This window comes from Brevundimonas sp. AVps31, assembly GCF_058681355.1.
The window spans coordinates 637,152-659,453 of sequence record NZ_CM178736.1 but is presented as its reverse complement, the minus strand read 5'-3'; the positions used below and the strand labels follow the sequence as shown (position 1 = coordinate 659,453).

The 22,302-nt window shown below is 66.1% G+C and carries 21 protein-coding genes; 1 reads left to right on the top strand and 20 read right to left on the bottom strand.

The annotated features are described in order from the left end of the window. Positions 1–1,113, top strand: coding sequence for a hypothetical protein (locus tag ACW174_RS03115; RefSeq protein WP_492016239.1), 1,113 nt, complete (start codon positions 1–3; stop codon positions 1,111–1,113). Here the strand turns inward: ACW174_RS03115 and ACW174_RS03110 are convergent. The 20 genes from ACW174_RS03110 to ACW174_RS03015 form a co-directional block, all read right to left on the bottom strand. After that, positions 1,055–2,515 (bottom strand): oligosaccharide repeat unit polymerase, encoded by a 1,461-nt coding sequence (locus ACW174_RS03110; RefSeq protein WP_492016238.1) that lies wholly within the window; start codon positions 2,513–2,515, stop codon positions 1,055–1,057. The genes ACW174_RS03115 and ACW174_RS03110 overlap by 59 nt on opposite strands. Before the next feature lie 34 nt (positions 2,516–2,549). Further along, the gene (locus ACW174_RS03105) at positions 2,550–3,650 is read right to left on the bottom strand and encodes a hypothetical protein (RefSeq protein WP_492016237.1); all 1,101 of its coding nucleotides are present in this window, start codon (positions 3,648–3,650) and stop codon (positions 2,550–2,552) included. 135 nt (positions 3,651–3,785) lie between these two features. Beyond that, on the bottom strand, positions 3,786–4,718 hold the full coding sequence (locus tag ACW174_RS03100; protein WP_492016236.1) for a class I SAM-dependent methyltransferase: 933 nt from the start codon (positions 4,716–4,718) through the stop codon (positions 3,786–3,788). A 90-nt stretch (positions 4,719–4,808) separates the two neighbouring features. Then, positions 4,809–6,248 carry a capsular polysaccharide export protein, LipB/KpsS family gene (locus tag ACW174_RS03095; protein WP_492016235.1) on the bottom strand — a complete coding sequence of 480 codons (1,440 nt, stop codon included), beginning with the start codon at positions 6,246–6,248 and terminating at the stop codon, positions 4,809–4,811. Further along, positions 6,245–7,483, bottom strand: a complete 1,239-nt coding sequence (locus ACW174_RS03090) for a lipopolysaccharide biosynthesis protein (protein ID WP_492016234.1) — start codon at positions 7,481–7,483, stop codon at positions 6,245–6,247. Before ACW174_RS03090 ends, ACW174_RS03095 begins: the two co-directional genes overlap by 4 nt. Continuing rightward, positions 7,480–8,295 (bottom strand): SDR family oxidoreductase, encoded by an 816-nt coding sequence (locus ACW174_RS03085; RefSeq protein WP_492016233.1) that lies wholly within the window; start codon positions 8,293–8,295, stop codon positions 7,480–7,482. Before ACW174_RS03085 ends, ACW174_RS03090 begins: the two co-directional genes overlap by 4 nt. Continuing rightward, entirely contained in the window at positions 8,295–9,689 is a 1,395-nt protein-coding gene (locus ACW174_RS03080; protein ID WP_492016232.1) for a glutamate-1-semialdehyde 2,1-aminomutase, read from the bottom strand. The genes ACW174_RS03085 and ACW174_RS03080 overlap by 1 nt, the downstream gene beginning before the upstream one ends. A gap of 13 nt (positions 9,690–9,702) precedes the next feature. Then, positions 9,703–10,368, bottom strand: coding sequence for an LbetaH domain-containing protein (locus ACW174_RS03075; protein ID WP_492016231.1), 666 nt, complete (start codon positions 10,366–10,368; stop codon positions 9,703–9,705). Beyond that, complete coding sequence (locus tag ACW174_RS03070) at positions 10,365–11,279, bottom strand: sterol desaturase family protein (RefSeq protein WP_492016230.1); 915 nt, start codon at positions 11,277–11,279, stop codon at positions 10,365–10,367. The genes ACW174_RS03075 and ACW174_RS03070 overlap by 4 nt, the downstream gene beginning before the upstream one ends. Continuing rightward, positions 11,276–12,145, bottom strand: coding sequence for a sterol desaturase family protein (locus tag ACW174_RS03065; RefSeq protein ID WP_492016229.1), 870 nt, complete (start codon positions 12,143–12,145; stop codon positions 11,276–11,278). The genes ACW174_RS03070 and ACW174_RS03065 overlap by 4 nt, the downstream gene beginning before the upstream one ends. Further along, entirely contained in the window at positions 12,145–12,921 is a 777-nt protein-coding gene (hisF, locus tag ACW174_RS03060) for an imidazole glycerol phosphate synthase subunit HisF (RefSeq protein WP_492016228.1), read from the bottom strand. The genes ACW174_RS03065 and hisF overlap by 1 nt, the downstream gene beginning before the upstream one ends. After that, positions 12,921–13,541 (bottom strand): imidazole glycerol phosphate synthase subunit HisH, encoded by a 621-nt coding sequence (gene hisH, locus ACW174_RS03055; protein WP_492016227.1) that lies wholly within the window; start codon positions 13,539–13,541, stop codon positions 12,921–12,923. The genes hisF and hisH overlap by 1 nt, the downstream gene beginning before the upstream one ends. A 13-nt stretch (positions 13,542–13,554) precedes the next feature. Further along, positions 13,555–14,736 (bottom strand): N-acetyl sugar amidotransferase, encoded by a 1,182-nt coding sequence (locus tag ACW174_RS03050; RefSeq protein ID WP_492016226.1) that lies wholly within the window; start codon positions 14,734–14,736, stop codon positions 13,555–13,557. Further along, positions 14,733–15,485 (bottom strand): acylneuraminate cytidylyltransferase family protein, encoded by a 753-nt coding sequence (locus tag ACW174_RS03045; RefSeq protein WP_492016225.1) that lies wholly within the window; start codon positions 15,483–15,485, stop codon positions 14,733–14,735. Before ACW174_RS03045 ends, ACW174_RS03050 begins: the two co-directional genes overlap by 4 nt. Further along, positions 15,482–16,282 (bottom strand): glycosyltransferase family 2 protein, encoded by an 801-nt coding sequence (locus ACW174_RS03040; RefSeq protein ID WP_492016224.1) that lies wholly within the window; start codon positions 16,280–16,282, stop codon positions 15,482–15,484. Before ACW174_RS03040 ends, ACW174_RS03045 begins: the two co-directional genes overlap by 4 nt. Continuing rightward, a complete protein-coding gene (locus tag ACW174_RS03035) occupies positions 16,282–16,758 on the bottom strand; it encodes a dTDP-4-dehydrorhamnose 3,5-epimerase family protein (RefSeq protein WP_492016223.1) in 477 nt (158 codons plus the stop codon). Before ACW174_RS03035 ends, ACW174_RS03040 begins: the two co-directional genes overlap by 1 nt. Before the next feature lie 5 nt (positions 16,759–16,763). Beyond that, a complete protein-coding gene (gene gmd, locus ACW174_RS03030; protein ID WP_492016222.1) occupies positions 16,764–17,879 on the bottom strand; it encodes a GDP-mannose 4,6-dehydratase in 1,116 nt (371 codons plus the stop codon). 191 nt (positions 17,880–18,070) lie between these two features. After that, positions 18,071–19,954, bottom strand: a complete 1,884-nt coding sequence (gene acs, locus ACW174_RS03025) for an acetate--CoA ligase (protein WP_492017232.1) — start codon at positions 19,952–19,954, stop codon at positions 18,071–18,073. A gap of 210 nt (positions 19,955–20,164) precedes the next feature. Then, entirely contained in the window at positions 20,165–20,626 is a 462-nt protein-coding gene (locus ACW174_RS03020) for an MAPEG family protein (RefSeq protein ID WP_492016221.1), read from the bottom strand. Next, positions 20,619–22,250 carry an MFS transporter gene (locus ACW174_RS03015; protein WP_492016220.1) on the bottom strand — a complete coding sequence of 544 codons (1,632 nt, stop codon included), beginning with the start codon at positions 22,248–22,250 and terminating at the stop codon, positions 20,619–20,621. Before ACW174_RS03015 ends, ACW174_RS03020 begins: the two co-directional genes overlap by 8 nt. Positions 22,251–22,302: the final 52 nt, after the last annotated feature.

Here is a 22,302-nt window from a genome sequence, read left to right as displayed (position 1 = left end):
GTGACCCACTTCTGGAAATGGCTCGTCGTCTCGGTTGTCTGCGCACTCGTCGGATACGGCGCGTTGATCCTTGCGTCAGGGCTCTCCCTGCCGTGGCGCCCCGTTCACTTCGATACGCAGCTGGCGAACACGACCCAGCGGGGCTGGGTAAACGAGGCCCGCTATTTCGTGCTCAACAAGCGCGCGTTCGAGGAACCGGGCGACCGGGTGGTCGTGCTGGGCGCCTCGACCGCGCGCGATCCCTTCCGCCCCGAGCTGATGCAGCCCCGCCTGCCCGGCTGGCAGGTGGCCAATGCGGCCCTGAGCGGCGCCGCCGTCAGCGAGCTCGGCGATGCGGTCGACCTCTACTATCAGGAGCGCCGACCGGGATCGGGCCGGACGGTCTTCGTCTTCGCCCTGACCTATCTTCAGTTCGTGCCGAAAAGCTTCCCGCAGGGCGTCGACAATCCGCTGGCGACGGAAGCGATGCGGGGCGGTCTCTATGCGCGCGAGAACGGCGCATTGCGGACGCACGAGCCGGAAATGGCGGATGAGGTGCTGAACGCGGTGATGCGACCCCAGGCCGTAGCCGCCAGCCTGCCCCGCCGGAGCTTCACCGCCATCTTCGCCAACCCGCGGCTGCCGCTCATCAAGTCCGTGGTCGATCGCTTCCGCGGCGGCGACCCCCTGGCCCGATGGGTCAAACATATCGGCGAGCAGCGCGACCTCGACGCCGTCACCGTGCCGCTCGGCGTTCAGCAGGCCTTGCTGGCCCAGCGTCTGGCCGAGGCGGGCGGCGATCGCACCCTGCCGGCGGACGAGTTCCGCCGGATGGCCGCGCTCATCGCCATGATCCGGGCGCACGGCGATGCGGTGGTGATCGTCGATCTGCCCCTGCCGGGCTGGCACCGCGCCGGGGTGCCGGTGGCGGACGGCTCCTACCAGTCAGGCGTTCAGGCCCTGCTGACGCCGTACGCAGGCGACCCGTCGGTCGATTTCATCTCGCTGCGGGCCTTCGACGCGGACGAGAATTTCTTCGATTCCGGCCACACCGAACCCCGGCTGTGGCCTGTGCTCAGCGCGCGGCTGGCGCAGGATCTGGCGGCGTCGCCGGCCCTGCGATCGACGCGCTGACGACGGGGCCGGCGCGCCCCGCCGGCGCGGAAGCCCGGGCACCGACGAGGCGGGGCTTGGCCAGGAAGAAGGCCACCAGAAGCCAGACGTGCAGCATCAGTCCGTTGGAGAGGCCGATGGGCGTGTTGTTCAGGCTCATCACGATGCCCAGACTGACGAACGGCGCCAGCAGCATGTAGCGCGGATCCACGCCGCCCTTGATCTTGCGGTACACCAGACCGGTCAGATAGCCCCACAGCGCGACGGGGATCAGGCCGATGAACTTCAGGTCGACGTACAGCGAGCCGAAGGCCGAGGGCACGAACCCGTAGACGTTCATCCTCAGCAGGGTCGAGAAGCCGTCCGCGACGAAGGCGCCGTTAAGGCGGCGCATCAGGGCCGAGACCAGATCGACCCCGTAGGTCCCCAGCAGCATGGGACCGTCATAGTCGGTGAAAATCTGGTTCGACATGACGATGCCCTGGATCCAGTACCAGGAGAAGACGAAGACCATGTAGGTGCCTTCGCCGCCCAGCGTGGAATAGAACAGGTTCGCGAAATGGCCGTTGAAGCTGACGCCCCAGTTCAGGCCCACGTCGCCCAGCGCGGCCTCGACGCCGCCGGCGCCCTCGGCGCGCGCGATGAAGACCAGCACGAAATACATCATGGCCCCACAGGCGGCGAGGCCCATGGCCAGCTTCGAGCCCGTTCCAAACCGGAAGACCAGGTTGCGTTTGGGCTGCGTGCGAAGCGTGCTGTAGGTCCCCGGGGCCGCTGCGGGCAGGGACCGGTGGTGAGCGGCGCCGAGACGCCGGCGCCGCTTGCGCTTCGGCATCGGGAAGACCTGCTGGCGCAGGAAATAGGCCAGGACGGCGTAGACGACCGCGAAGAACATCGGACCGCGACCGCCCATCGACAGGGCGGCGAGGATGGACGGCGCCATGCCGAAGACGGCGATCCGCCACAGCTCGGGCCGGCGCTTGAAGCCGATCTCACGCGTCAGATAGATGTAACCGGCCGGGTAGAAGAGGAAGCCGATCTGGAACCAGATCGAACTGTCCGACTGGGCGCCCTGCAGCAGGTCGCTGGCCCGGCCCGAGCGGGCGGCGTAGGAGGCCGCCAGATCGAAGACATTGCTGTCCGAGGTATCGATCAGGAAGGCGCCGACCGCGATCAGGCAGGCGATCATCAGCACCTGGTCCGCGCGGCGGAAGTTGACGACGACGTTGGGCTTCCAGGGACGCTGCTCCATCGGCCGCGAGGCGGCCAGGGAGGCCACGCAGAAGGTCGCCAGGAAGATCGCCGTGATGAGGAAGCCGTAAGGCGTCATCACCCGGGATTCGAGCCGGAACGGCAGAATGAAGAAGATCGCGTAGGCGCTGAGCCACGAGAACAGCATCAGCACGGCGGGATGGAACTTCATGCGTCTGCCTTTTGCCGCGTAGCGATGCGCGCCGTCATCCGATCACGCAGGTGATGACCCGGCGTTCGCCGTGCTCGACCATGCCGCCGCGATGGATTCCCTTGGTGTCGAACAGGACGATGGAGCCCTTGCCCGCCGTGACCTTCCACAGACCCTGACCGATTTCGCGGCCGAGGGGAGAATCGGGCGTCAGGTCGTTGCCGAAGGCGCCCTTCTGGCGAAGCTTTTTCGGCAGGGCGGCGAAACGGGCACGGGCTTCCGGGGTGGTGCCGGCCAGACCGTTCGAGTCATTGGCTTCGCAGATCAGGTCGTCCAGACGACTGATGGTCATCCGGTTCGAGCCGACGACGTAGCTGAACGGACCGGCGCGGTCGTCCACATCGCTCATGTAGAAGATGGCCTTCAGGTCGCCGCCCGAAGCATCGCGGTGGCAGTAGGCCGTCGGCGGAAGGGTGGTCAGTTCCGCGTCCGGGAAGATGTCGCGCCAGAAGGTGTCGGTGACGTCGTTGATCTGCGGATTCACGTCCACCAGGGTGGCGGGGCGACCGAGATAGGCGGAGGCGACATCCAGGACGCCGGCCTCGCGCAGGGTGGTCTCGACGATGTCGTAGAGGTCGCTCTGGGCTTTCCGGCTGGCCTGGCCGCGCGATTCCTCGAACCCGCGCTGACCGTTCGACTTCCCCCGGCGCGCGGCCAGCCGCGCGAACTCGTCCGAAGCGACGGTTTCCAGCGCCTCGAACCGGTCGGTCGGCATGGTCACGACGTGGATGCCGTGGTCGGCCAGACGGCCTGCGCCGCCCTTGGCGGCGGCGCTCTGGCGCCGGGCGCGATCGTCGCCCCGCGCCATGTTGCGCAGGGCCGCGCCGGCGAACTTCAGCCGTCCGCCCAGCGACCTGTCGGTGCGCACGTCGAACGGGATGAACTCGTATTTGATCAGGCGCTTGAACAGCAGCTTGGCCATGCTGACGGCGAAGATGGCGTTGGCTTCCAGCCGGGTCTTCAGCGAGGGGCGGGCGATCAGCTCGCCATAGGCGGCATGGCGCTCATAATCGATCAGGGCCGGGGTCCAGCCGATGGCGGACACGGGTTCGACGCCCGCCCGGGGCTCGACGTCGAGATAGCCTGAAGCGGACATGGGCGGATCCTCAATGCCATTTCGTATCCGCCAAATCACGGCGTCCGAACGGCTCCGATCTGCGGAACGAAATCGATGGTCACCTAGCCAAAGCGGGCCCGGAAGGTCAAGCAATCCGGACCCGGTGACCGCGTGTCAGGTGCGCGAAGCGATGACGATGCAGGAGATGCTGACGTTGTGCTTCTTCGCCCGCTCAAGGGTGTAGCCCGTCACCGGCAGGTAGTGGGCGACCTCGATTTTGAATCCTTGCGCCTCGACGAAGGCGGCGAATTCCTCGGTCGTGCTCCACAGGTAGATGTGGTCCGGCGCCGGGCTGTTGATGGGGGCGTTGATGAAGATGCGGCCGCCGGGCTTCAGCGCCGCCCGCAGGCTCTGCAGGGCCAGGTCGGGGCGCTCGAGATGCTCCAGCACTTCCGAGATCACGGCGCCGTCGAACTCCTCATGGCGGCTGGGCGCCTTGAGCACATCCTGCTCAATGATCGAAATCTCGCGGGTGACGCCCAGATGACCGAGCGCCGCCTTGGTTTCCTGGATGCTGGCCTGGCTGACATCCCACGCCTCGAGGCGGGCGATGTTGGCGCGCTGCGAGGCGAAATACAGGAAGAAGCCGTGGCCGGGGCCGACTTCCAGATAGCTGGAGCCCTCGGGCAGGGACGGCAGGAACTCCTCCCGGAAAGCGTCGAACGCCTTCGCGTGCGGGTCCCAGATGATCTGCGAAATCAGGATGCCGCGGACGTATTTCGACATGTAGTCGATGTCGCTGTAGACCTCGTCATAGGCCTCCTTGAACGTCGACAGGCGATAGCGGCCCTCGCGCTGGAAGAAGATTTCCTCCTCCAGGAAGCGCTCGCACATCCAGCGATAGTCCTCGACGTAGCGCGACAGCTGATCGCCGACATTGGTCAGGGCCAGGGTCGCGAACTCTTCTGTCCGTTGCAGGAAGGCGTCCTCGTCATCGCGGAAACGCTGCTCGCAATAGCGGCGGTGCTCCGGCCAGACGCGCAGCACTTCGACCACGACGGCATGGAGGCTGGGATAGGGTGCGATCTTTTCGAGGATATCTTGCACCTGGGCTCCTGTCGGTACGGCGGGGGAGTTTCGTGATTTCAAATGCCTCTCTTTCGCGTCGAGGCCAAGCCGGAAAGCATCGCGAGCGTTTCAGTTCAGTGGCGAGCCATCATGACTGCCGCCGCCCCGTGGCATCCGGCGCCCGTGCCAGTCCTCGCCCTCGGGGCCCAGCAGGCGCAGTTGCTGGCCCAGCCGACGGCCCAGCTCGGCGGTCGCCGGGTCCGGGTTGGCCGGGTCGAAATCCTTGAACGAGAAGAAGTCGGCGTCGAAGCTGCCTTGCAGCAGGTTGGCGATGATGCGCGCCTGACGGTCGTGCAGGGAGGTCGGCGGCGCGCGTTCGGCCAGGGCTTGCGGCAAGGTCTTCAGGTCTTCGGCGGTGCGGAGCACCACGAAATCGTCCGCGGTGACGTAATAGGCTTCGCCCGTGATCGAGATGTTGCCCAGCAGCCCGGCCTGCAGGCCAAGGGTCCCGGTCGCGGTCACATTGACGCCGCAGCGCGCCAGCAAGGCGTTGCCGCTGACTTCATAGGGAACGATGACCACGTTCGGAAAGGCTTTCAGCCGTTCCAGAAGCTGGGTCTGGCGAAAGCCGAACTGCAGCGGGTGGTCCTTGACGATGATCTGATAGCCGGCGGCGGTCAGGCCGCGCGCGATCTCGACCAGCGCATCCTCGTGCCGGACCAGATCGAGGTCGTCGATCCAGTAGTCGATGGCGGCTTCGGGGAAGAGCTGGAGCCCGTAGAGGACGCGCTTCGCCTTCGGGAAGGCCTCGACCTTGGCTTCCCAGTCAGGCTCGACCATGCCGGTCACGCGCACGTCCGACCATTTCGCCTTGTGGCCGAGCCAGGGCTGGGCGTCGAGATAGTGGGTGTTCAGCCGGTCTCGCCGGGCCCAGGCGTACAGCTGGAAGAAGACGGCGCGCATACGGAAATAGGCCAGCGTCTTCAGGAAGCGCGCGGAGGTGTAGGCCGCCTGTCCCTGCACATAGGCGGGGGTGAACAGCGGGTCGGCGATCTCGCGGATGCGGGCCTCGACCGCCGCCGGGTCCGCTTCGGCCTGGGCCGTGATCAGCCTGCCCCGGTGCATCAGCATGCACATGCCGGGCAGGGCGCTGGCCGTCACTTCGAAATAGGGCAGGCCGCGCTTGCGGGCGAGGCGGGCCAGCACATCCTGATTGTAGTTGTCGATCGGGAAGCTGATCACATAGTCGGGCCGGACGGCGTCCAACTGGGCCGCCATGGCGTCGGCCATGGCCAGCGCCATCGCTGACGCCTTGCGGATCGGCAGCCAGCGCAGCACCCGGCAGCGGGCGATGACGTCCACCACCTCGGCGGCGCCGAGCAGCGACGAGGCGGTGTCGCGCGCGGCGTACCGGCTGCGATAGGCGGCGTAGTAGGCATCGGTGATCGAGGCGTCGCCCTGATCGCGACGGTCGGTCAGCACCGTCACCTTGTCGAAGCCCAGATGGGCGCCGACACAGGTCCACCAGTCGTGGGTTCGATGGATGGCGTAGATCAGGGCGGTGGTCATGGCTGCAGTCTTCGGACGGCCCGGCTGACCAGCACAAGGTAGAGGGCCGAGGTGGCGATGGTGGCGAAAGCGGCGCCATATACCCCGAACCGCCACGTCAGGAACACCAGCAGGACGGCCCCCACCGCAAAGGCTGCGCCTTGCGCGGCGAGGATGTGCCGTTCGTCATGGCGCGCGTTCAGGATCAGGGCGTGGAAGTCCGCCGCCGCCCGCAGGACGAAGCCCAGCAGCAGCAGGGCCATCAGGGCCAGGCTGAGGTGGAACCGCTCCGACCAGACCCCGGCTGTCAGCCGGTCTGCGCCCCAGGCCAGGAGCAGCAGCAGCGGCACGCCGATCAGGGTCTTCAGATATTCGCGCAGCACCCGGGCGCGCAGGTGCGGGACCCCCTGCGTCTTGGCCTCGGCGAAGATGGCCGGGGTGATCCGGTTGAACGAGGCGATGTTGAAGGCCTGGTAAGCGAACGACACCAGCAGGGTGTGTCGGAAATATTGGCCTGTCTGCTCGAAGCTCATCAGGCCGCCGACCGCCAGCCGGTCGAACTGCAGGATCAGGATGGCGATCAGGCCGATCAGGAAATGGGTCAGCGACGCCCTGTGCTGGCCCAGGATATCGACCCCGAAATGGAAGGGCTCGGTCTTCCTGGCCGCCGCGTTCAACCGGGCGAACATCACCGCCAGCCCGAGGGTGCAAAGCACCGCCCCGACCGCCCACAGCTGCATGACGAACAGCAGGTCGAAGCCGTCGCGGGCGAACAGGGCGCGGTACAGCACCACCCCCGCCAGCAGGCTGTTCTTGGCCGCCACCACCACCAGCATGGGATAGTAGCGGTGGTTGATCAGGGCGTACTGATAGGCCTGGTTTGACAGCTGCTCGGCGACCACCACGATCACCGCCAGCAGAAGGATCAGCACGCTCGCGTGGGTCCACAGCAGCACCGCCAGTACGAAGAGCGGGACCATGATCGCCCAGTTGAAGGCGAAGAATTTCAGGGCCTGCACGACATAGCGGTCGAAAACGCCGTGATCCTCGCCGGCCGACCGACGCTGGATGTCGATGTGGCGCTCGAAGTTGAAGGCGAAGGCGAACAGGCCGACCAGGGTCGCGATCAGGCCAAACCGGCCCGCCTGCGCGATCTGCAGGCCGTAGGTGGCGGTCAGGACGAAGGCCGCGCGCGCGCCCACGTCGACCAGCTTCACCCCGACCAGAAACAGGTCGCGCCTGCGCTGGGGGGTCACCAGGCGGTCCAGCCGCCGTCAACGGCCAGCACCTGACCGGTCACATAGGATGACGCCTCGCTGGCGAGGAACAGCAGGGGCGGGCACATCTCCTCGCCTTTCGCCATCCGGCCCATCGGCACCCGGGCGGCGTAGTTGTCTCCGAACACGGAGTTCTGGCCGCTGGAGACGCCGCCGGGAACGAGGCAGTTCACCCGGATGCCCTTGTCGGCCCAGTGGGTCGCAAGCCATCTGGTCAGGCCCACGACGGCGGCTTTCGATGCGGAATAGACCGCCGGCGTATTGATCGGCCCGCCCAGATAGTCCGAACCCTCGTAGATGCGGCTGTCGGGTCCGACGAGGCCGTAGATGGAGGCCGTCTGGATCACCCGCCCGCCGCGACCGGCCTTCAGCATCTCCTTGCCAACAGCCTGGGCCATCAGGAACATGCCGTCGATGTTGACGCTCATCACCTCGCGCCAGACGTCCAGGCTGTAGGTCTCGAACGGTTCGAAGAAGGCGCGCACGTCCGCGGTCTTGGTGGCCGCGTTGTTGACCAGCACGTCGATCCGCCCGAACCGGGCCATCACCGCGTCCACCGCCGCCTGCACCGAGTCCGGATCCGACACGTCACAGCCGAAGCCCGCGCAGGCGCCGCCGATCGCGGCGGCGGCGTCGACGGCGGCCTCCTCGAACAGGTCGACGACGGCCACCTGCGCACCCGCTTCGGCCAGGGCCCGGCAGAAGAGCTGGCCAAGGATCCCCGCCCCGCCGGTGACGAGGGCGACCTGGCCGTCCAGCCGCGTGGACGCGAAGGCGGGAGCGTCGGTCATCAGTTGTGGGTCCGGAACACCGGCTTGATCGCCGGACCGTTCAGCCGCGTCTCGACGCCGGAGTCCAGCGCCTGTCTGTAGACCGCCAGCGCGCCGTCGAAGGCGTCCAGCGTCATCGCCAGTTCGGTCTCGCCATGCGCCTGCGAAATGGCCAGCCAGGGCATCATCACGCCGCGCTTCAGCATCTCCTGCGAGAACAGGGTGCGCATCGGCAGGGACGGCGCGCCCGAGGCGTCGCGGGTCACATAGTTCAGCGCGATCGCCGGGCCTTCCATGAATATATGATCCTGCACGCCGTGACGGCCCGCGACCTCGGCCAGCCCCGCCTTCAGCTTCGCGCCATAGGCCCACAGGTGGCCGGGCACGTCCTCGGCCGCGTTGATCCGGGTCGCCTCGACGAAGGCGCCCAGCGCCGGCATCTCCGCGCCGTGGGTCGAGGACAGCAGGAAGGTGCGCTCCATCCCGGGCTTGTCGATCGAGCCGACCTCCATGAACTCGCGCTTGCCGACCACGGCGGCCAGCGAGAAGCCATTGGCCATCGCCTTGCCGTAGGTGGCCAGATCCGGCTCCACGCCGAAGAAGGCCGAAGCGCCCTTCAGGTGCCAGCGGAAGCCGGTGATCATCTCGTCCAGAATGAACAGCGCGCCGTTGGCGTGGGCCAGCGCCTTGACCTGCTGCAGGAAATTGCCCGTCGTATTGGGGCAGGCGCGGCAGGGCGTCGACGGCCAGTCGGCCTGATTGGGGCAGGCGCCGCACGGCGTGATGTGCGTCGACGGCTCCAGCATCACCGCCGCGATCTGGTCCGGATACTGGTCGAACAGGGCCTTCAGCGAACCGATGTCGTTGTAGTCGAAGACCAGTGTGGTCGCCGCCTGATCCTCAAGCGTGCCGCGCTTGATCGCGGTCACGCCGATGAACCAGTCGTCGAACGAGAAGAAGGGATGCTGGCGCGGCACGCAGACGTAGCGGCGGCCGGTGTAGGACCGGGCGATCTTCACCGCCGCGGTGGTGACGTTGGAGCCGTTCTTGCCGAACTTCACCATCTCCGCGCAGGGGATGAGGTCGCAGATCAGCTCCGCGGCCTCCAGTTCGATCTCGGTGGCGCGGGTCAGGTTCACGCCGTTCTCGATCTGGCGAATCGCCGCGGCGTTCACCCGCTCGTCGGCATAGCCGATGGTCACCGCCCGCAGCGCCATGCCGTAGTCGAGATAGCGGTTGCCGTGGGTGTCCCATACATAGGCGCCCTTGCCCTTGCTCAGCACCGGCGGGGCGATGGAAGGGAACTGGTCGTCGCCGCGCGAATAGGTGTGGGCGCCGCCGGGGATCGCCTTGTGCAGGCGCGCGCGCAGGGCGGCGAAATCGGCTTCGGTATTGCTCTTCGGCTCGGTCGTCATCGAGTTGGGATCCTCAAACCCGCCACAGCGGATAGGGCTTGTCCTGGCGCTTCAAGGTCGCGGTCTTGGGGCCGCCTATGTACAGCGTATGGTCGGGCAGGTCGCGGTCAAGCACCAGCGATTCCGTCGCGATCTGGCAATGATCCCCGATAGTGCAGGCGCCCAGAACGGCGCTGCCCGGCCGCAGGGTCACATGCTGGCCGAAGGTCGGATAGACATCGTTGTTCGACCCCACGCCGCAGCGTTGGTAGGCGACGAAGAAGTCGCTGTAGGTCCCGCGCCCCAGCACCGTCGCCAGCGGGTGAACCAGCAGGAAGACCGACGGCAGCTCGACCTCGTAAAAGGCGTCGACGCCGTGCAGCGACTTGTTCAGCAGGAACAGCTTGGAGCAGGTCGTCGCCGGGCCGCCCTGACGGAACAGTTCATTGCCCAGCAGGTACAGCCACATGGCGTACTGGTCGCCGTGCAGGTGGCTGAACACCGCCGTCTCGCCGTCGAAGAAGTATTTGTTGCCCACGTGGCTGAAGCAGTGCTCCAGCCGGGTCAGGGCGACGGTGACGGCGGACATCAGATCGTCGGCCTCGACGACGTCAGGATCAGGGAACAGGGCGTTCAACTGATTGGCGGCATAGGCGGCCAGGCCGCGCGCATCCAGGCTGGAACGGACCCGCAGGCTCATGCTGTCTTCTCCGATGCGGGCCTCGCGGCGCGGTCGCGCGCCAGTCGCCACAGCCCGACCCAGGGCGTGAACTGCTGCTTTATCCAGGCTTCGGGCAGGCGTTCGCCGACCAGACCGTACTCCAGTTCGCGCTCTCCACGCGGGGCCCAGGTGCCGAACAGGTGGTCCCAGACCGACAGCACGCCGCCATAGTTCTTGTCGAGATGCGGCTCCAGCGAGGAGTGGTGCACTTCATGAAAGGACGGCGAGACAAACACCCGGTCCAGCGGGCCGAAGGACCAGCCGCTGTCGGAATGGATGAGGAGCTGGTGAAACTGCAGTATCCCCGCGATGGCGAGGGGCAGGGTCGCGTCCACCTTCAACATCGCCGCCGGGATCGCCAGCACCGCGAGGGCGAACAGCCTGTCGAAGACGGTCGCGCGATAGGTCGTCAGGACGTTCAGATGGATCTGCGAATGATGCGTCTTGTGGAACTGCCAGACGATCCGGTTCTCGTGCTGCAGCCGGTGCCACCCGTAGACGCACAGGTCGGTGAACAGGAACAGGATCAGCAGCTGCGCCCAGGTCGGCAGGTCTGCCAGAATCCTGATTTCCAGCCACGGCGCCCAGGTCTGCAGCCCGCGCGTCACCAGCAAGGTGACCGGCAGAAGGATGGCGAACTGGACGACATGCAGAAACTCGAGTGCAGCGTAGACCATGTCCACCCGCACGCTCTTGGAGAAATAGCGGTTCGGCAGGTTGCGGCGGCGGATCATGTCGAGGGTCAGGCCGAAGATCACGGCCAGGGCGAACTGGGCGTAAAACCACCCTTCAGCACTGATATTGCGCACGAGGCTGTCGATCACGACCATCGCGCTGCCCGCCGGATCGGCGAGGACATGCGAGGGCCGCAGATCGGTCAGCCCGCTCATTTCGCATCGCCCGCGGGCCGTCGGCCCACCAGCTTCCACAGGCCATGAACTGGCGCGATCTGGCCGTACAGGAACGTCTGGGGAATCTGCTCGTGGTGCAGGCCGTAACTCAGCGGCTTTTCACCGCGTGGTGCGTAGGTGCCGAAGAGGTGATCCCAAATGGCGAAAGCGCCCGCGAAATTGCGGTTTATGTGTTGAGGCGCACGGGAATGATGGGTGCCGTGAAAACTGGGCGAGACGATCACCCAACCCAATGGGCCATAGGTCCAGTTCTGTCCCGAATGCTCCAGACAGGACCGCAGCACCATGAACAGATAGAGCGCCAGAGGGACGGTCGCCGACCCGGTGAGAACGCCCAAGGGAAACAGCATGACCATGTCGAGCAACCGATCCAGCAGCGGGAAGCGAAAGCGCGTGAAGACGTTCAACTCCGTTTGCGAATGATGCACCTTGTGGAACTGCCACAACACCGGCCAGGCGTGCTTCCAGCGGTGTATCCAGTAGTTGATGAAATCGCCGATCACGAGGGTGACGGCCAGTTTGAGCCACAGGGGCGCGTCCGTGATTACGTCCAGCCGCAACCCCGGCAGGCTGTTGGCCATGGCGCCGTTCAGGCCAGCGGCTACCGGAGCGAGGATCAGCAGGGCCTCAAGATGACTCAGCTCCAACGCGGCGTACAAAATGTCGGTCCGGACATTGCGCGAGGTGTAGCGCGCCCAGAGGTTTCGTCGCTGGGCCAGTTCGGCCAAGATCACGGCCAGAAGAGCGATCGCCAGCACGATGTAGAACGGGAGCTCGGCGCCGATATTGCGCAAGGCGGCGTCGACCGCCTTTGTCGCCAGCGCCTGTGCCCCCGTGAGCCCCATCAGGATCGGCTGCCCTTCTGGTTGCGGACGTAGACGCCGTTGGTGGCCAGATAGGTGCGCACCTTGATCGGGCTGTGATCGGTGAAGATGAACATCGACGAGATGGTGATGGCCGAGGCGCCCGCGTCCAGCGCCGATTTGCAGTCGTCCAGACTGCCCGCGCCCGATGAGGCGATCAGGGGGATCGACAGTTTGTTCGACAGGTCCGAGATCAGCTCCAGATCATAGCCGTTCATCATCCCGTCGCGGTCGATGGACGACATCAGGATTTCGCCGGCGTGCAGGTCCTGCATGCGTTGGGCGAACTCGACGGGGTCGTGGCTGGTCTCCGTCGTGCCGCCGCGGCCATAGACCCGCTTCCGGCCGAATTCGTCCGCCTTGTAGTCGATGGAGACCACGATGCACTGGTCGCCGAACCGGCTGGCGGCCTGGGTGATGAAGTCCGGGTTCTCGATGGCGGCGGAGTTGATGCTGACCTTGTCGGCGCCGCTCTTCAGCAGGGCCTCGATCTGTTCGAAAGTGGTCACGCCGCCGCCGACGGTCAGGGGCACGAAGACCTCCTCGGCCACCCGCTCGATGATGTTGCCGGTGACCACCCGGCCCTCATTGGTGGCGTCCACGTCGACGAAGATCAGCTCGTCCACGCCGTAGCTGTCATAGACCTTGGCGGTCGAGACCGGGTTGCCGGCTTCGCGCTGATCGTCGTGGAACCGGCGCATCTTCACCAGCCGCCCGCCGCGGATCAGGAATTTGGGGATGATCCGTTTTTTCAGCATCAGAATTCGTGCGCCAGCCAGTTCTGCAGAAGCTGCAGTCCGTTGTCCTGGCTCTTCTCCGGATGGAACTGGGCCGCGACCAGATTGCCCCGCCGCACCGCCGCGGTGAAGGGGCCGCCGTGGTCGCAGGTCCCGGCCACATCCGACGGATCGGCGCAGACCATGTGGAAGGAGTGGACGAAATAATAGTCGCTCTCGCCTGACGGCAGGCCCTTGAACAGCCATTCGTCCGCGGCGAAGGAGACCGCGTTCCAGCCGACATGCGGCACCTTGGCCGGGCGCTGCACCTCCAGCGGGCGGATCTCGGCGTCCAGCCAGCCGAGGCCGTCATGCTCGCCGTGCTCGAAGCTCTTTCTCGCGAACAGCTGCATGCCCAGGCAGACGCCGAGAACCGGCTTCTTCACCTCCAGCGCCAGCCGGTTCAGCACCGGGCGCAGGGCCTTGGCGTCGATGGCGGCCATGGCGTCGCCGAAGGCGCCGACGCCGGGCAGGACCAGTCGGTCCGCCGCTTCCAGCTCATCGAAGTCGGCGGTCACCACCGCGTCCTCGCCGATGTATTCGAAGGCGTTCATCAGCGAGCGGACGTTGCCCATGCCGTAGTCGATGATGGCGATGGTCATCGGCGCGCGCTCCCTATTCCGTCGTGGTCTTCGTCGGCCCGACCTTGAGCGCGCTCAGGTCGGTGCGGTCCCATTTCTCGAAGTCCGGCATGACGTCGCCGGTCTCCAGGTTCTTGCGGTCGAACTTCCACGGGTGGACCTGATGCGGGGCGAGGATGTCGTAGAACTCGTCCTCGCTGATCTGCAGGTGCTGCAGGAACCAGTCCATCGAGGCCGGGCGCTTGCCGTCGTATTTGGCCTCGATCTCCAGCGCCTCTTCGCGGGTCTTGCGACCGTTGCGGATGTCGATCGACAGCAGGTGGTTGGCCCGACCGTAGCCGCGCTTCACGTATTTCGACCAGTCGCGCATGCCCTGGAAGGTGCACTCGATCTTCTCGTAGTCGTATTCGGGCGGCACGCCCTCGACGGCCTGCCCCTTCCAGTCCAGTTCCTTCTTGATCAGCTCGACGTTGGCCTTGGTGTCCCACTCGATGTAGTTGCCCAGGCAGATCGACTGGACCTTGAGTTTGATCAGGTCCTTGCGCTTCGGATAGTCGAACATCCACAGGTCCCGGCGCTCCACGCGCCCCTGAAGGAATTCGTACATATCGTCCGCCGTGATCCCCTGGTTCATCAGGCGGTTGAAGCGCTTCTCGTCGACCTCCTCCATCTCCTCGAAGGTGTACCAGCTGTGGTACTCGGCCGTGCTCTCGCCCCAGAACAGCAGCGGGACCTCGAAGCGGACGGCCATGTGCATGACGCCGGAATAGATCCCGGTGTGGCAGTGCCAGCAGAAGTCGCCGCGGCGCTTGAAGCTCTCCAGCATCAGTTCGCGCACGACGTGGAAATTGGGCGTGAACTCGATCACGTCGCAGCCCAGCTGCTTGAAGACCGAGGTGTTGTTGTCCTCGACCAGCGGCCGGTAGCCCCAGTGGTTGTAGCGGACCACCAGCGGCTTAAGCTTCAGCACCTTGATGATGTAGTAGAGCTGGAAGACCGAGTCCTTGCCGCCCGAATAGGGGACGATGCAGTCGTACAGGCCCTTGCCCTTGTGGGCGGCCACGATCTCGTCCAGCTGGCGCTGGCGGTCGTCCCAGTCGATCTTGTCCTGCTTGAACTCGACCTGCCGACAGACCGAGCACACGCCCTCGTCATCATAGGTGATGGTGTCGACGGTCTCGGGGGTCAGGCAACGGGTACATTTGCGCATGGTCATTCCGTGCCGGAGGGGGAGGTCCGGCTTTCTTCTTCAAGGATCGTATCAAGGTTCGAGGCGATCGCCTCGATGCAGATGAAGTCCACCAGGTCGTCGACCTCGTGCGCCTTGTGGCGCGCGCTCTCATAGCCGAGCGTCCGGGTGTGACAGAAGCCCCGTTCCCGGCGCAGGGCCTCGACGGTCGAGGCGTAGAGCGTGCCGTCCAGCGAGAACAGGGGCTCGATATCCTGCCGGCGCGGCATCTCACCGAAGGTGGCGGAGGCGTAGGGGGTGATGGCGCCCTGGTCGTCCTTGCGCACGGCGAAGGCGGGATGGGTGGCCTCCAGCTTCGACACGCCGACGATGGCGTCCGCGTCGGCGGCGACCAGTTGTTCCAGCGCCGCGTCCACGTCCGCGCCCTCGGTCAGGGGCGAAGTCGGCTCCAGCAGGACGACGTAGTCGTAGAGGTCCCCGGCCCGGGCCAGCGTGTCCACCGCATGCAGGATGAAGTCGATGGACGGCGCGGTGTCGCCGGCCAGCTCGGCCGGACGCAGGAAGGGAGCGTCGGCGCCGTGCGCGACGGCGATGTCGGCGAAACCCTGATCGTCGGTCGAGATGATGACCCGGTCGACGTGGGCCGAGGCGCGCGCGGCCGCGATCGGCCAGGCCAGCAGGGGCTTGCCCGCCAGCGGCCGGATGTTCTTGCCCGGCAGGCCCTTCGAGCCCGCACGCGCCGGAACGATCGCGAGAACGCGCTTGCCGTCGATCATTTGCCGCCGGTCCCGGCGATGTCCGGCGCCTTCACGAAGGCGGCGCGGGCGCGCTGGACGGATCGATCCACCACCTTGTGGGCGAAGAAGAGGGCCTTGGGATAGTTCAAACCATGAGCCTGCTGGCTGGCGCGGATTTCGTCATTCTGGCGGATGATGCTGGCGGTCGAGCCGCCCGTCGCGCCGCCCGAGCGCATCCGAACCCAGATGCTGGGGATGTAGAGCGACTTCACCCGCGCCACATAGAAGGTGCGCAGCATGAAGTCGTAGTCGGCCGCCAGTCGATAGGCCGTGTCGAAACCGCCGACCTTGTCGTAGACGCTGCGGCGCAGGAACAGGGTCGGATGGGCCGGGATGAAGCCGCGACGCAGGTTCTCGACCGTCGCCGGCCGCGACTTCCAGTGCCGCTCGATCTTCCCCGTATCGACCGGATCGACATAGACCAGATCGCCGTGCACGGCTTCCAGTTCCGGGTCCGCCTCGAACGCCGCCATCACTTCGGCCAGCGCCTCGGGCGTGCAGTAATAATCGTCGGAGTTGATGAACCCGATGACCTCGCCCGTCGCCCGCGACAGCCCCTTGTTATAGGCGTCGTAGATGCCCTTGTCGGGCTCCGAGATCGCCGAGGTGACCCGCTGTCCTTCGCGCGCGACGATCTCCATCGTCTCGTCCTTCGAGCCCCCGTCCACGATCAGGTATTCGAACTCGGTATAGGTCTGGGCGTTCACCGAGCGCAGGGTGTCGGCGATGGTGCGCGCGCTGTTGTAGCTGGCGGTGATCAGGGAAAGCTTGGTCATCACTCTGCTCCGGGCGCCGGCAGCGGCGGCGCCGCGCGGTCCTTGTCCGAAAGGATCACGGTCTCCACACCCAGCAGGGCGGGCAGACGGTCGGCGATCGAGAACGCCTCTTCCGAAGCCTCATCGTACCCGCCGTCGCAGACATACTCAAAGAGGGTGTCTTCCAGCGCGTAAAAGCCGTGGGCGTATTCCGCGTCGATCCGCACCCAGCCGTCGGCGGGGGTCAGGGTCGTGGTCTTCAGGTCGCGCGTCGGATCGTCCATCGACACGACCACGTCGACGATGGCGCCCTCGACCACGCGGATGACCTTGGTCTGGGGCGAGGGGGCCAGTTGAACGTGCAGGCCTCGGAACACGCCCTTCCTCGAGAAGGAGCGTTTCAGCACCATGGCCTCGCTCTCGTACAACACCTCCAGCCAGCCGCGATTGTCCTCGCGACGGCGGGCCGTCTGATCCAGGCGAACGAAGGGATCCAAGGGGCTCAGCTCCAGTCCGCGTTCTTGAGCAGAACCGTCTTGCGGGCCGCCAGCAGGTCGGCCTCCATCATCTCGTCGACCATCTCCTCGAAGGTGATCTCCGGCACCCAGCCCAGCTTGGACTTGGCCTTGGACGGATCGCCCAGCAGGGTCTCGACTTCGGTCGGGCGGAAATAGCGCGGGTCGACGCGGACGATCGTCTGGCCTTCCTTGATGGCCGGGCAGCGGGTCACGGCATGGGCCGGATCAACGGCCTCGACGATGCCGACCTCCTCCACGCCCTTGCCTTCCCAGCGCAGGGTCACGCCGATGCGGGCCGCCGAGACCTCGACGAACTGGCGCACGCTGTATTGTTTGCCGGTGGCGATGACGTAGTCGTCGGGCTCATCCTGCTGCAGCATCATCCACTGCATGCGGACATAGTCCTTGGCGTGGCCCCAGTCGCGCAGGGCGTCCATATTGCCGAGGTAGAGACAGTCGCTCAGGCCTTGGGCGATTTCGCCCAGACCGCGGGTGATCTTGCGGGTGACGAAGGTCTCGCCGCGTCGCTCGCTCTCGTGATTGAACAGGATGCCGTTGCAGGCGAAGATTCCGTAGGCCTCGCGGTAGTTTACGCACATCCAGTAGGCGAACATCTTCGACACCGCATAGGGGCTGCGGGGATAGAAGGGCGTGGTTTCCGACTGGATCGGCTCCTGCACCAGTCCATATAGCTCGGACGTGGACGCCTGATAGAACTTGGTTTTCTTCTCCAGCTTCAGCAGGCGGATCGCCTCCAGCAAACGCAGGGTGCCCAGGGCGTCCACGTCGGCGGTGTATTCCGGGGTCTCGAAACTGACCGCCACATGGCTCTGGGCGCCGAGGTTGTAGATCTCGTCCGGCTGAACCTCCTGGATGATCCGCACCAGGTTGGAGGTGTCCGTCAGGTCGCCGAAATGCATCTGGAAGCGCACATCCGCGTCGTGCAGGTCCTGATAGATGTGGTCGACCCGGTCGGTATTGAACATCGACGACCGGCGTTTGATGCCGTGGACGTCATAGCCCTTCTCGAGCAGCAGCTCCGCCAGATAGGAGCCATCCTGGCCCGTGATGCCGGTAATCAGCGCGGTCTTCTTCGTCATCAGGCCTTCCAGACAGGTATCGACCGGAGGCGCGCGGACGCGAAACGCGTCGCCCGGGCTCCCCCGTGTCGGGCGTTGCGGTCAGGGTAACGCACCGTCTCCGGCGGCGATCCCTCGACCTGCGGCCTGTCCTAGGCGGGATTTGTGACAATGGCCAGCGAAGCCGCAGGCCGGGAATTGCCGGTTTCTGATCAGGCCCCGGCCCGGTTCCGCACCAGATCCTCCACCACCGAAGGATCGGCCAGCGTCGATGTGTCGCCCAGCGCGCCGACCTCGTTCTCGGCGATTTTCCTCAGGATGCGCCGCATGATCTTGCCGGAGCGGGTCTTGGGCAGGCCCGGCGCCCACTGGATCACGTCGGGCGCGGCGATGGGACCGATTTCCTTGCGGACATGGGCGATCAGCGCCCGGCGCAGGTCCTCGTGCGGCTCGACCCCCCGGTTCAGGGTGACGTAGGCGTAGATGCCCTGGCCCTTGATATCGTGCGGGAAGCCGACCACCGCCGCCTCCGCCACGTCGTCATGCAGGACCAGTGCGCTCTCGACCTCGGCGGTGCCCATCCGGTGGCCGGAAACGTTGATCACGTCGTCCACCCGGCCGGTGATCCAGTAGTCGCCGTCGGCGTCGCGACGGCAGCCGTCGCCGGTGAAATACTTGCCCGGATAGCCGCTGAAATAGGTGTCGAAGAAGCGCTGGTGATCGCCCCAGACCGTACGCATCTGGCCCGGCCAGCTGTCGGTGATGACCAGATTGCCCGAGGTCGCGCCCTCCAGCACGGCGCCTTCGGCATCGACCAGTTGCAGTTCGATCCCGGGCAGGGGTTTGGTCGCCGAGCCGGGCTTCAGGTCGGTCGCGCCGGGCAGGGGCGAGACCAGGATCCCGCCGGTTTCGGTCTGCCACCAGGTATCGACGATCGGGCAGCGGCCGTCACCGACGACCTCATGATACCAGCGCCAGGCCTCGGGATTGATCGGCTCGCCGACCGACCCCAGCAGCCGCAGCGAGGAGCGGCTGGTCGCCTTCACCGGGCCGTCGCCCTCGCGCATCAGCGCCCGCAGCGCGGTGGGCGCGGTGTAGAAGATTTCGACCTGGTGCTTGTCCACGACCTGCCAGAAGCGGCTGCTGTCGGGATAGTTGGGCACGCCCTCGAACATCAGGGTCGTCGCGCCATTGGCCAGCGGGCCATAGACGCAATAGCTGTGGCCCGTGACCCAGCCCACGTCCGCCGTGCACCAGAAGACCTCGCCGGGGCGGTAGTCGAACACCAGTTCGTGCGTCCACGCCGCCCAGAACAGATAGCCGCCGGTGGTGTGCAGCACGCCCTTGGGCTTTCCGGTCGAACCCGAGGTGTAGAGGATGAACAGCGGATCCTCGGCGTTCATCGGCTCGCAGGGGCAGTCGTCGGCGACCCTGGTTTTGGCCTCTTCGTAGCGGACGTCGCGGCCGGCCACGATCGGCACGTCCGCGCCGGTGTGGCGAATGACCAGCACCTTGCTGACCTCCACCTTTTGAAGGGCAGCGTCGACATTGGCCTTCAGCGGGATGCGCTTGCCGCCGCGCACGCCCTCGTCGGTGGTGATCACGACCTTGGAGCCGCAATCCTCGATCCGGCCCGCCAGACTGTCGGGCGAGAAGCCGCCGAAGACGACCGAGTGAATGGCCCCGATGCGGGCGCAGGCCAGCATGGCCACGGCGGCGGCGGGAATCATCGGCAGATACAGGGTGACGCGGTCGCCCTTGATGACGCCGATGTCCTTCAGGACATTGGCCATCCGGCAGACCTCGGCGTGCAGTTCACGGTAGGTCAGACGGCCAGACTGCGTCGGCTCGTCGCCCTCCCAAATGATCGCGGTCTCGTCGCCCCGCTCGGCCAGATGCCGGTCCAGGCAGTTCCAGGCGACATTCAGGATGCCGTCGGCGAACCAGCGGATCCGGAAGTCGGCCTTGCTGAACGAGACATCCTTCACCAGCGACGGCGGGTTCATCCAGTCGATGCGCCGGGCCTGTTCCGCCCAGAAGGCGTCTGGCGTCTCGCGGGCGGCGACCCGGGCGGTGTCAAAGCCGTGCGCCGTCATGCGGGCGCGCTGCGCCCATTCGGAGGGGACGGGGTACAGATCAGGGCCTTCGGTCACGGCTATCCTCACTCCATCTTCTGTTCAGGCCACAGGCCCCGTTCCCGGGTCGAGCCGCGAACGGGCCCACCGAACATCAAGCCGCAAGCCCGGTCCATCCCGCACTGACAAAACGGGACACCCCGACCCTCACGAACGTGCGTGAAAGAGCGCTCAGTGCATGCCCGGTAAGGCGATGCCCATGACGGCGAGGAAGGCGTGGCCCATCAGCCAGAGCAGGCCGAGAAAGTTGATCACAAAAACCTGACCGCGCAGGGCCACGTTGTCGCCGGTGCACTGCACGAGGGTGTGGACGATCCGGCCGATCAGGAAGACCCAGGCCGCCGCGATGTCCCAGACCGTCAGGTTCGCTGTCAGCATGAGCAGGAAGGCGGCGATCCAGACGAAGGGCGGGGCTTCGAACTGGTTGGCCAGATTGCGCTGCAGGCGGGCGGACAGGGGCGGATCACCGTCGGCGCGCGCGAAGTCATTCTTCGCCGCCTGCCCGCGTTTCACCACCACGAGACGGGCCACGGTCAGGGCCGCATAGAGGCCCACGACCCAGCCGAAATGCAGGAACAGGGGCAGCAGGAACCCGGCCGTGGACCCGGTCAGGAAGGCCCCGAGATCACTCATGGATGTCCACGTCCTTGCGATCCTTGATCAGCAGGCCGCCGACCACCACCGTCAGCAGGGCCACGGCGATCGGATACCAGAGGCCGTAGTAGATATTGCCCGTGGCGGCGACCATGGCGAAGGCCGTCGTGGGCAGGAAGCCGCCGAACCATCCGTTGCCGTTATGATAGGGCAGGGACATGGAGGTGTAGCGCACCCGCGTAGGGAACATCTCGACCAGCGCCGCCGCGATCGGCCCGTAGACCATGGTCACATAGAAGACGAGCAGGAACAGGATGCCCACCACCAGCGGCTTGTTCACCAGCGCGCTGTCGGCCTTGGCCGGATAGCCGGCGGCGGTCAGGGCGGCGCCCAGACCCTTGTCCCAATCCGCCTTGCCCGAGGGATCGGCCAGGCCCGGCACAACGGCGTCGCCGATGCGCACCTCGGCGACGGTCCCCGCCGGGGCGACGGTGGTCTGATAGGTGACCCCCGCCTTCGCCAGATAGCTCTTGGCCATGTCGCAGGAGCTGTCGAAGACGGTCTTGCCGACGGGATCGAACTGGAAGACGCAGTCGGCCGGGTCGGCGACCACGGTGACCGGCGCGCTTGCCGTCGCCGCCGGCAGTTGCGGATTGGCCGCGCCGGTCAGGGCGTGGAACAGCGGGAAATAGGTCAGGGCCGCCAGCAGGCAGCCGGTCAGGATGATCGGCTTGCGCCCCACCTTGTCCGATAGCCAGCCCCAGAAGACGAAGAAGGGCGTCGCCAGCGCCAGCGAGATCGCGATCAGCACATTGGCCAGCGCCGGTTCGACCTTCAGCGTCTTCTCCAGGAAGAAGAGGGCGTAGAACTGGCCGGTGTACCAGACCACCGCCTGACCGGCGGCGAGGCCGAACAGGGCCAGCAGCACCAGCTTCAGGTTCGGCCATTTGCCGAAACTGTCCTTCAGCGGCGTGGCCGACCCCTTGCCCTCGGCCTTCATCCGCTTGAACGCCGGGCTCTCGGCCAGCTTCAGCCGGATCCACAACGACACGCCCAGCAGCAGGATCGAGACGAGGAAGGGGATGCGCCAGCCCCACTCCTTGAACGCCTCCTCGCCGATCACCGAGCGCACGCCCAGGATGACCAGCAGGCTCAGCATCAGGCCCGCCGTCGCGGTGATCTGGATGAAGCTGGTGTAGAAGCCGCGCTTTCCGGGCGGGGCGTGTTCCGCGACATAGGTGGCCGCGCCGCCGTACTCGCCACCCAGCGCCAGCCCCTGCACCAACCGCATCAGAACCAGAATGACCGGCGCCGCCACCCCGATCATCGCGTAGCTGGGCAGCAGTCCGACCACGAAGGTCGACAGCCCCATCAGCAGCATGGTCACCAGGAAGGTGTTCTTGCGCCCCCACAGGTCGCCCATTCGCCCGAAGACGATCGCTCCGAACGGCCGCACGGCGAACCCGGCGGCGAAGGCCATCAGGGCGAAGATGAAGCCGGTGGTCTCGTTCACGCCGGAGAAGAACTGGGCTGTGATGATCGCCGCCAACGAGCCGTACAGATAGAAGTCGTACCACTCGATCACCGTCCCGACCGACGAGGCCAGGATCACCAGCTTGTCGCTGCGGTCGACGGTGCGCTCTTCGGCGACGGTGTCGGTCATGCGGTCCCTCCCCGGACTCTGTTGGACGGGAGCGTGGACCGGATTTCGGCGT

What these genes read in the sequence shown, in the direction of transcription:
- ACW174_RS03110 (WP_492016238.1), bottom strand. Translation starts at nt 2,515, where the DNA reads ATGAAGTTCCATCCCGCCGTGCTGATGCTGTTCTCGTGGCTCAGCGCC.
- ACW174_RS03105 (WP_492016237.1), bottom strand. Translation starts at nt 3,650, where the DNA reads ATGTCCGCTTCAGGCTATCTCGACGTCGAGCCCCGGGCGGGCGTCGAA.
- ACW174_RS03095 (WP_492016235.1), bottom strand. Translation starts at nt 6,248, where the DNA reads ATGACCACCGCCCTGATCTACGCCATCCATCGAACCCACGACTGGTGG.
- ACW174_RS03085 (WP_492016233.1), bottom strand. Translation starts at nt 8,295, where the DNA reads ATGACCGACGCTCCCGCCTTCGCGTCCACGCGGCTGGACGGCCAGGTC.
- ACW174_RS03080 (WP_492016232.1), bottom strand. Translation starts at nt 9,689, where the DNA reads ATGACGACCGAGCCGAAGAGCAATACCGAAGCCGATTTCGCCGCCCTG.
- ACW174_RS03075 (WP_492016231.1), bottom strand. Translation starts at nt 10,368, where the DNA reads ATGAGCCTGCGGGTCCGTTCCAGCCTGGATGCGCGCGGCCTGGCCGCC.
- ACW174_RS03070 (WP_492016230.1), bottom strand. Translation starts at nt 11,279, where the DNA reads ATGAGCGGGCTGACCGATCTGCGGCCCTCGCATGTCCTCGCCGATCCG.
- ACW174_RS03065 (WP_492016229.1), bottom strand. Translation starts at nt 12,145, where the DNA reads ATGGGGCTCACGGGGGCACAGGCGCTGGCGACAAAGGCGGTCGACGCC.
- hisF (WP_492016228.1), bottom strand. Translation starts at nt 12,921, where the DNA reads ATGCTGAAAAAACGGATCATCCCCAAATTCCTGATCCGCGGCGGGCGG.
- hisH (WP_492016227.1), bottom strand. Translation starts at nt 13,541, where the DNA reads ATGACCATCGCCATCATCGACTACGGCATGGGCAACGTCCGCTCGCTG.
- ACW174_RS03050 (WP_492016226.1), bottom strand. Translation starts at nt 14,736, where the DNA reads ATGACCATGCGCAAATGTACCCGTTGCCTGACCCCCGAGACCGTCGAC.
- ACW174_RS03045 (WP_492016225.1), bottom strand. Translation starts at nt 15,485, where the DNA reads ATGATCGACGGCAAGCGCGTTCTCGCGATCGTTCCGGCGCGTGCGGGC.
- ACW174_RS03040 (WP_492016224.1), bottom strand. Translation starts at nt 16,282, where the DNA reads ATGACCAAGCTTTCCCTGATCACCGCCAGCTACAACAGCGCGCGCACC.
- gmd (WP_492016222.1), bottom strand. Translation starts at nt 17,879, where the DNA reads ATGACGAAGAAGACCGCGCTGATTACCGGCATCACGGGCCAGGATGGC.
- acs (WP_492017232.1), bottom strand. Translation starts at nt 19,954, where the DNA reads ATGACGGCGCACGGCTTTGACACCGCCCGGGTCGCCGCCCGCGAGACG.
- ACW174_RS03020 (WP_492016221.1), bottom strand. Translation starts at nt 20,626, where the DNA reads ATGAGTGATCTCGGGGCCTTCCTGACCGGGTCCACGGCCGGGTTCCTG.
- ACW174_RS03015 (WP_492016220.1), bottom strand. Translation starts at nt 22,250, where the DNA reads ATGACCGACACCGTCGCCGAAGAGCGCACCGTCGACCGCAGCGACAAG.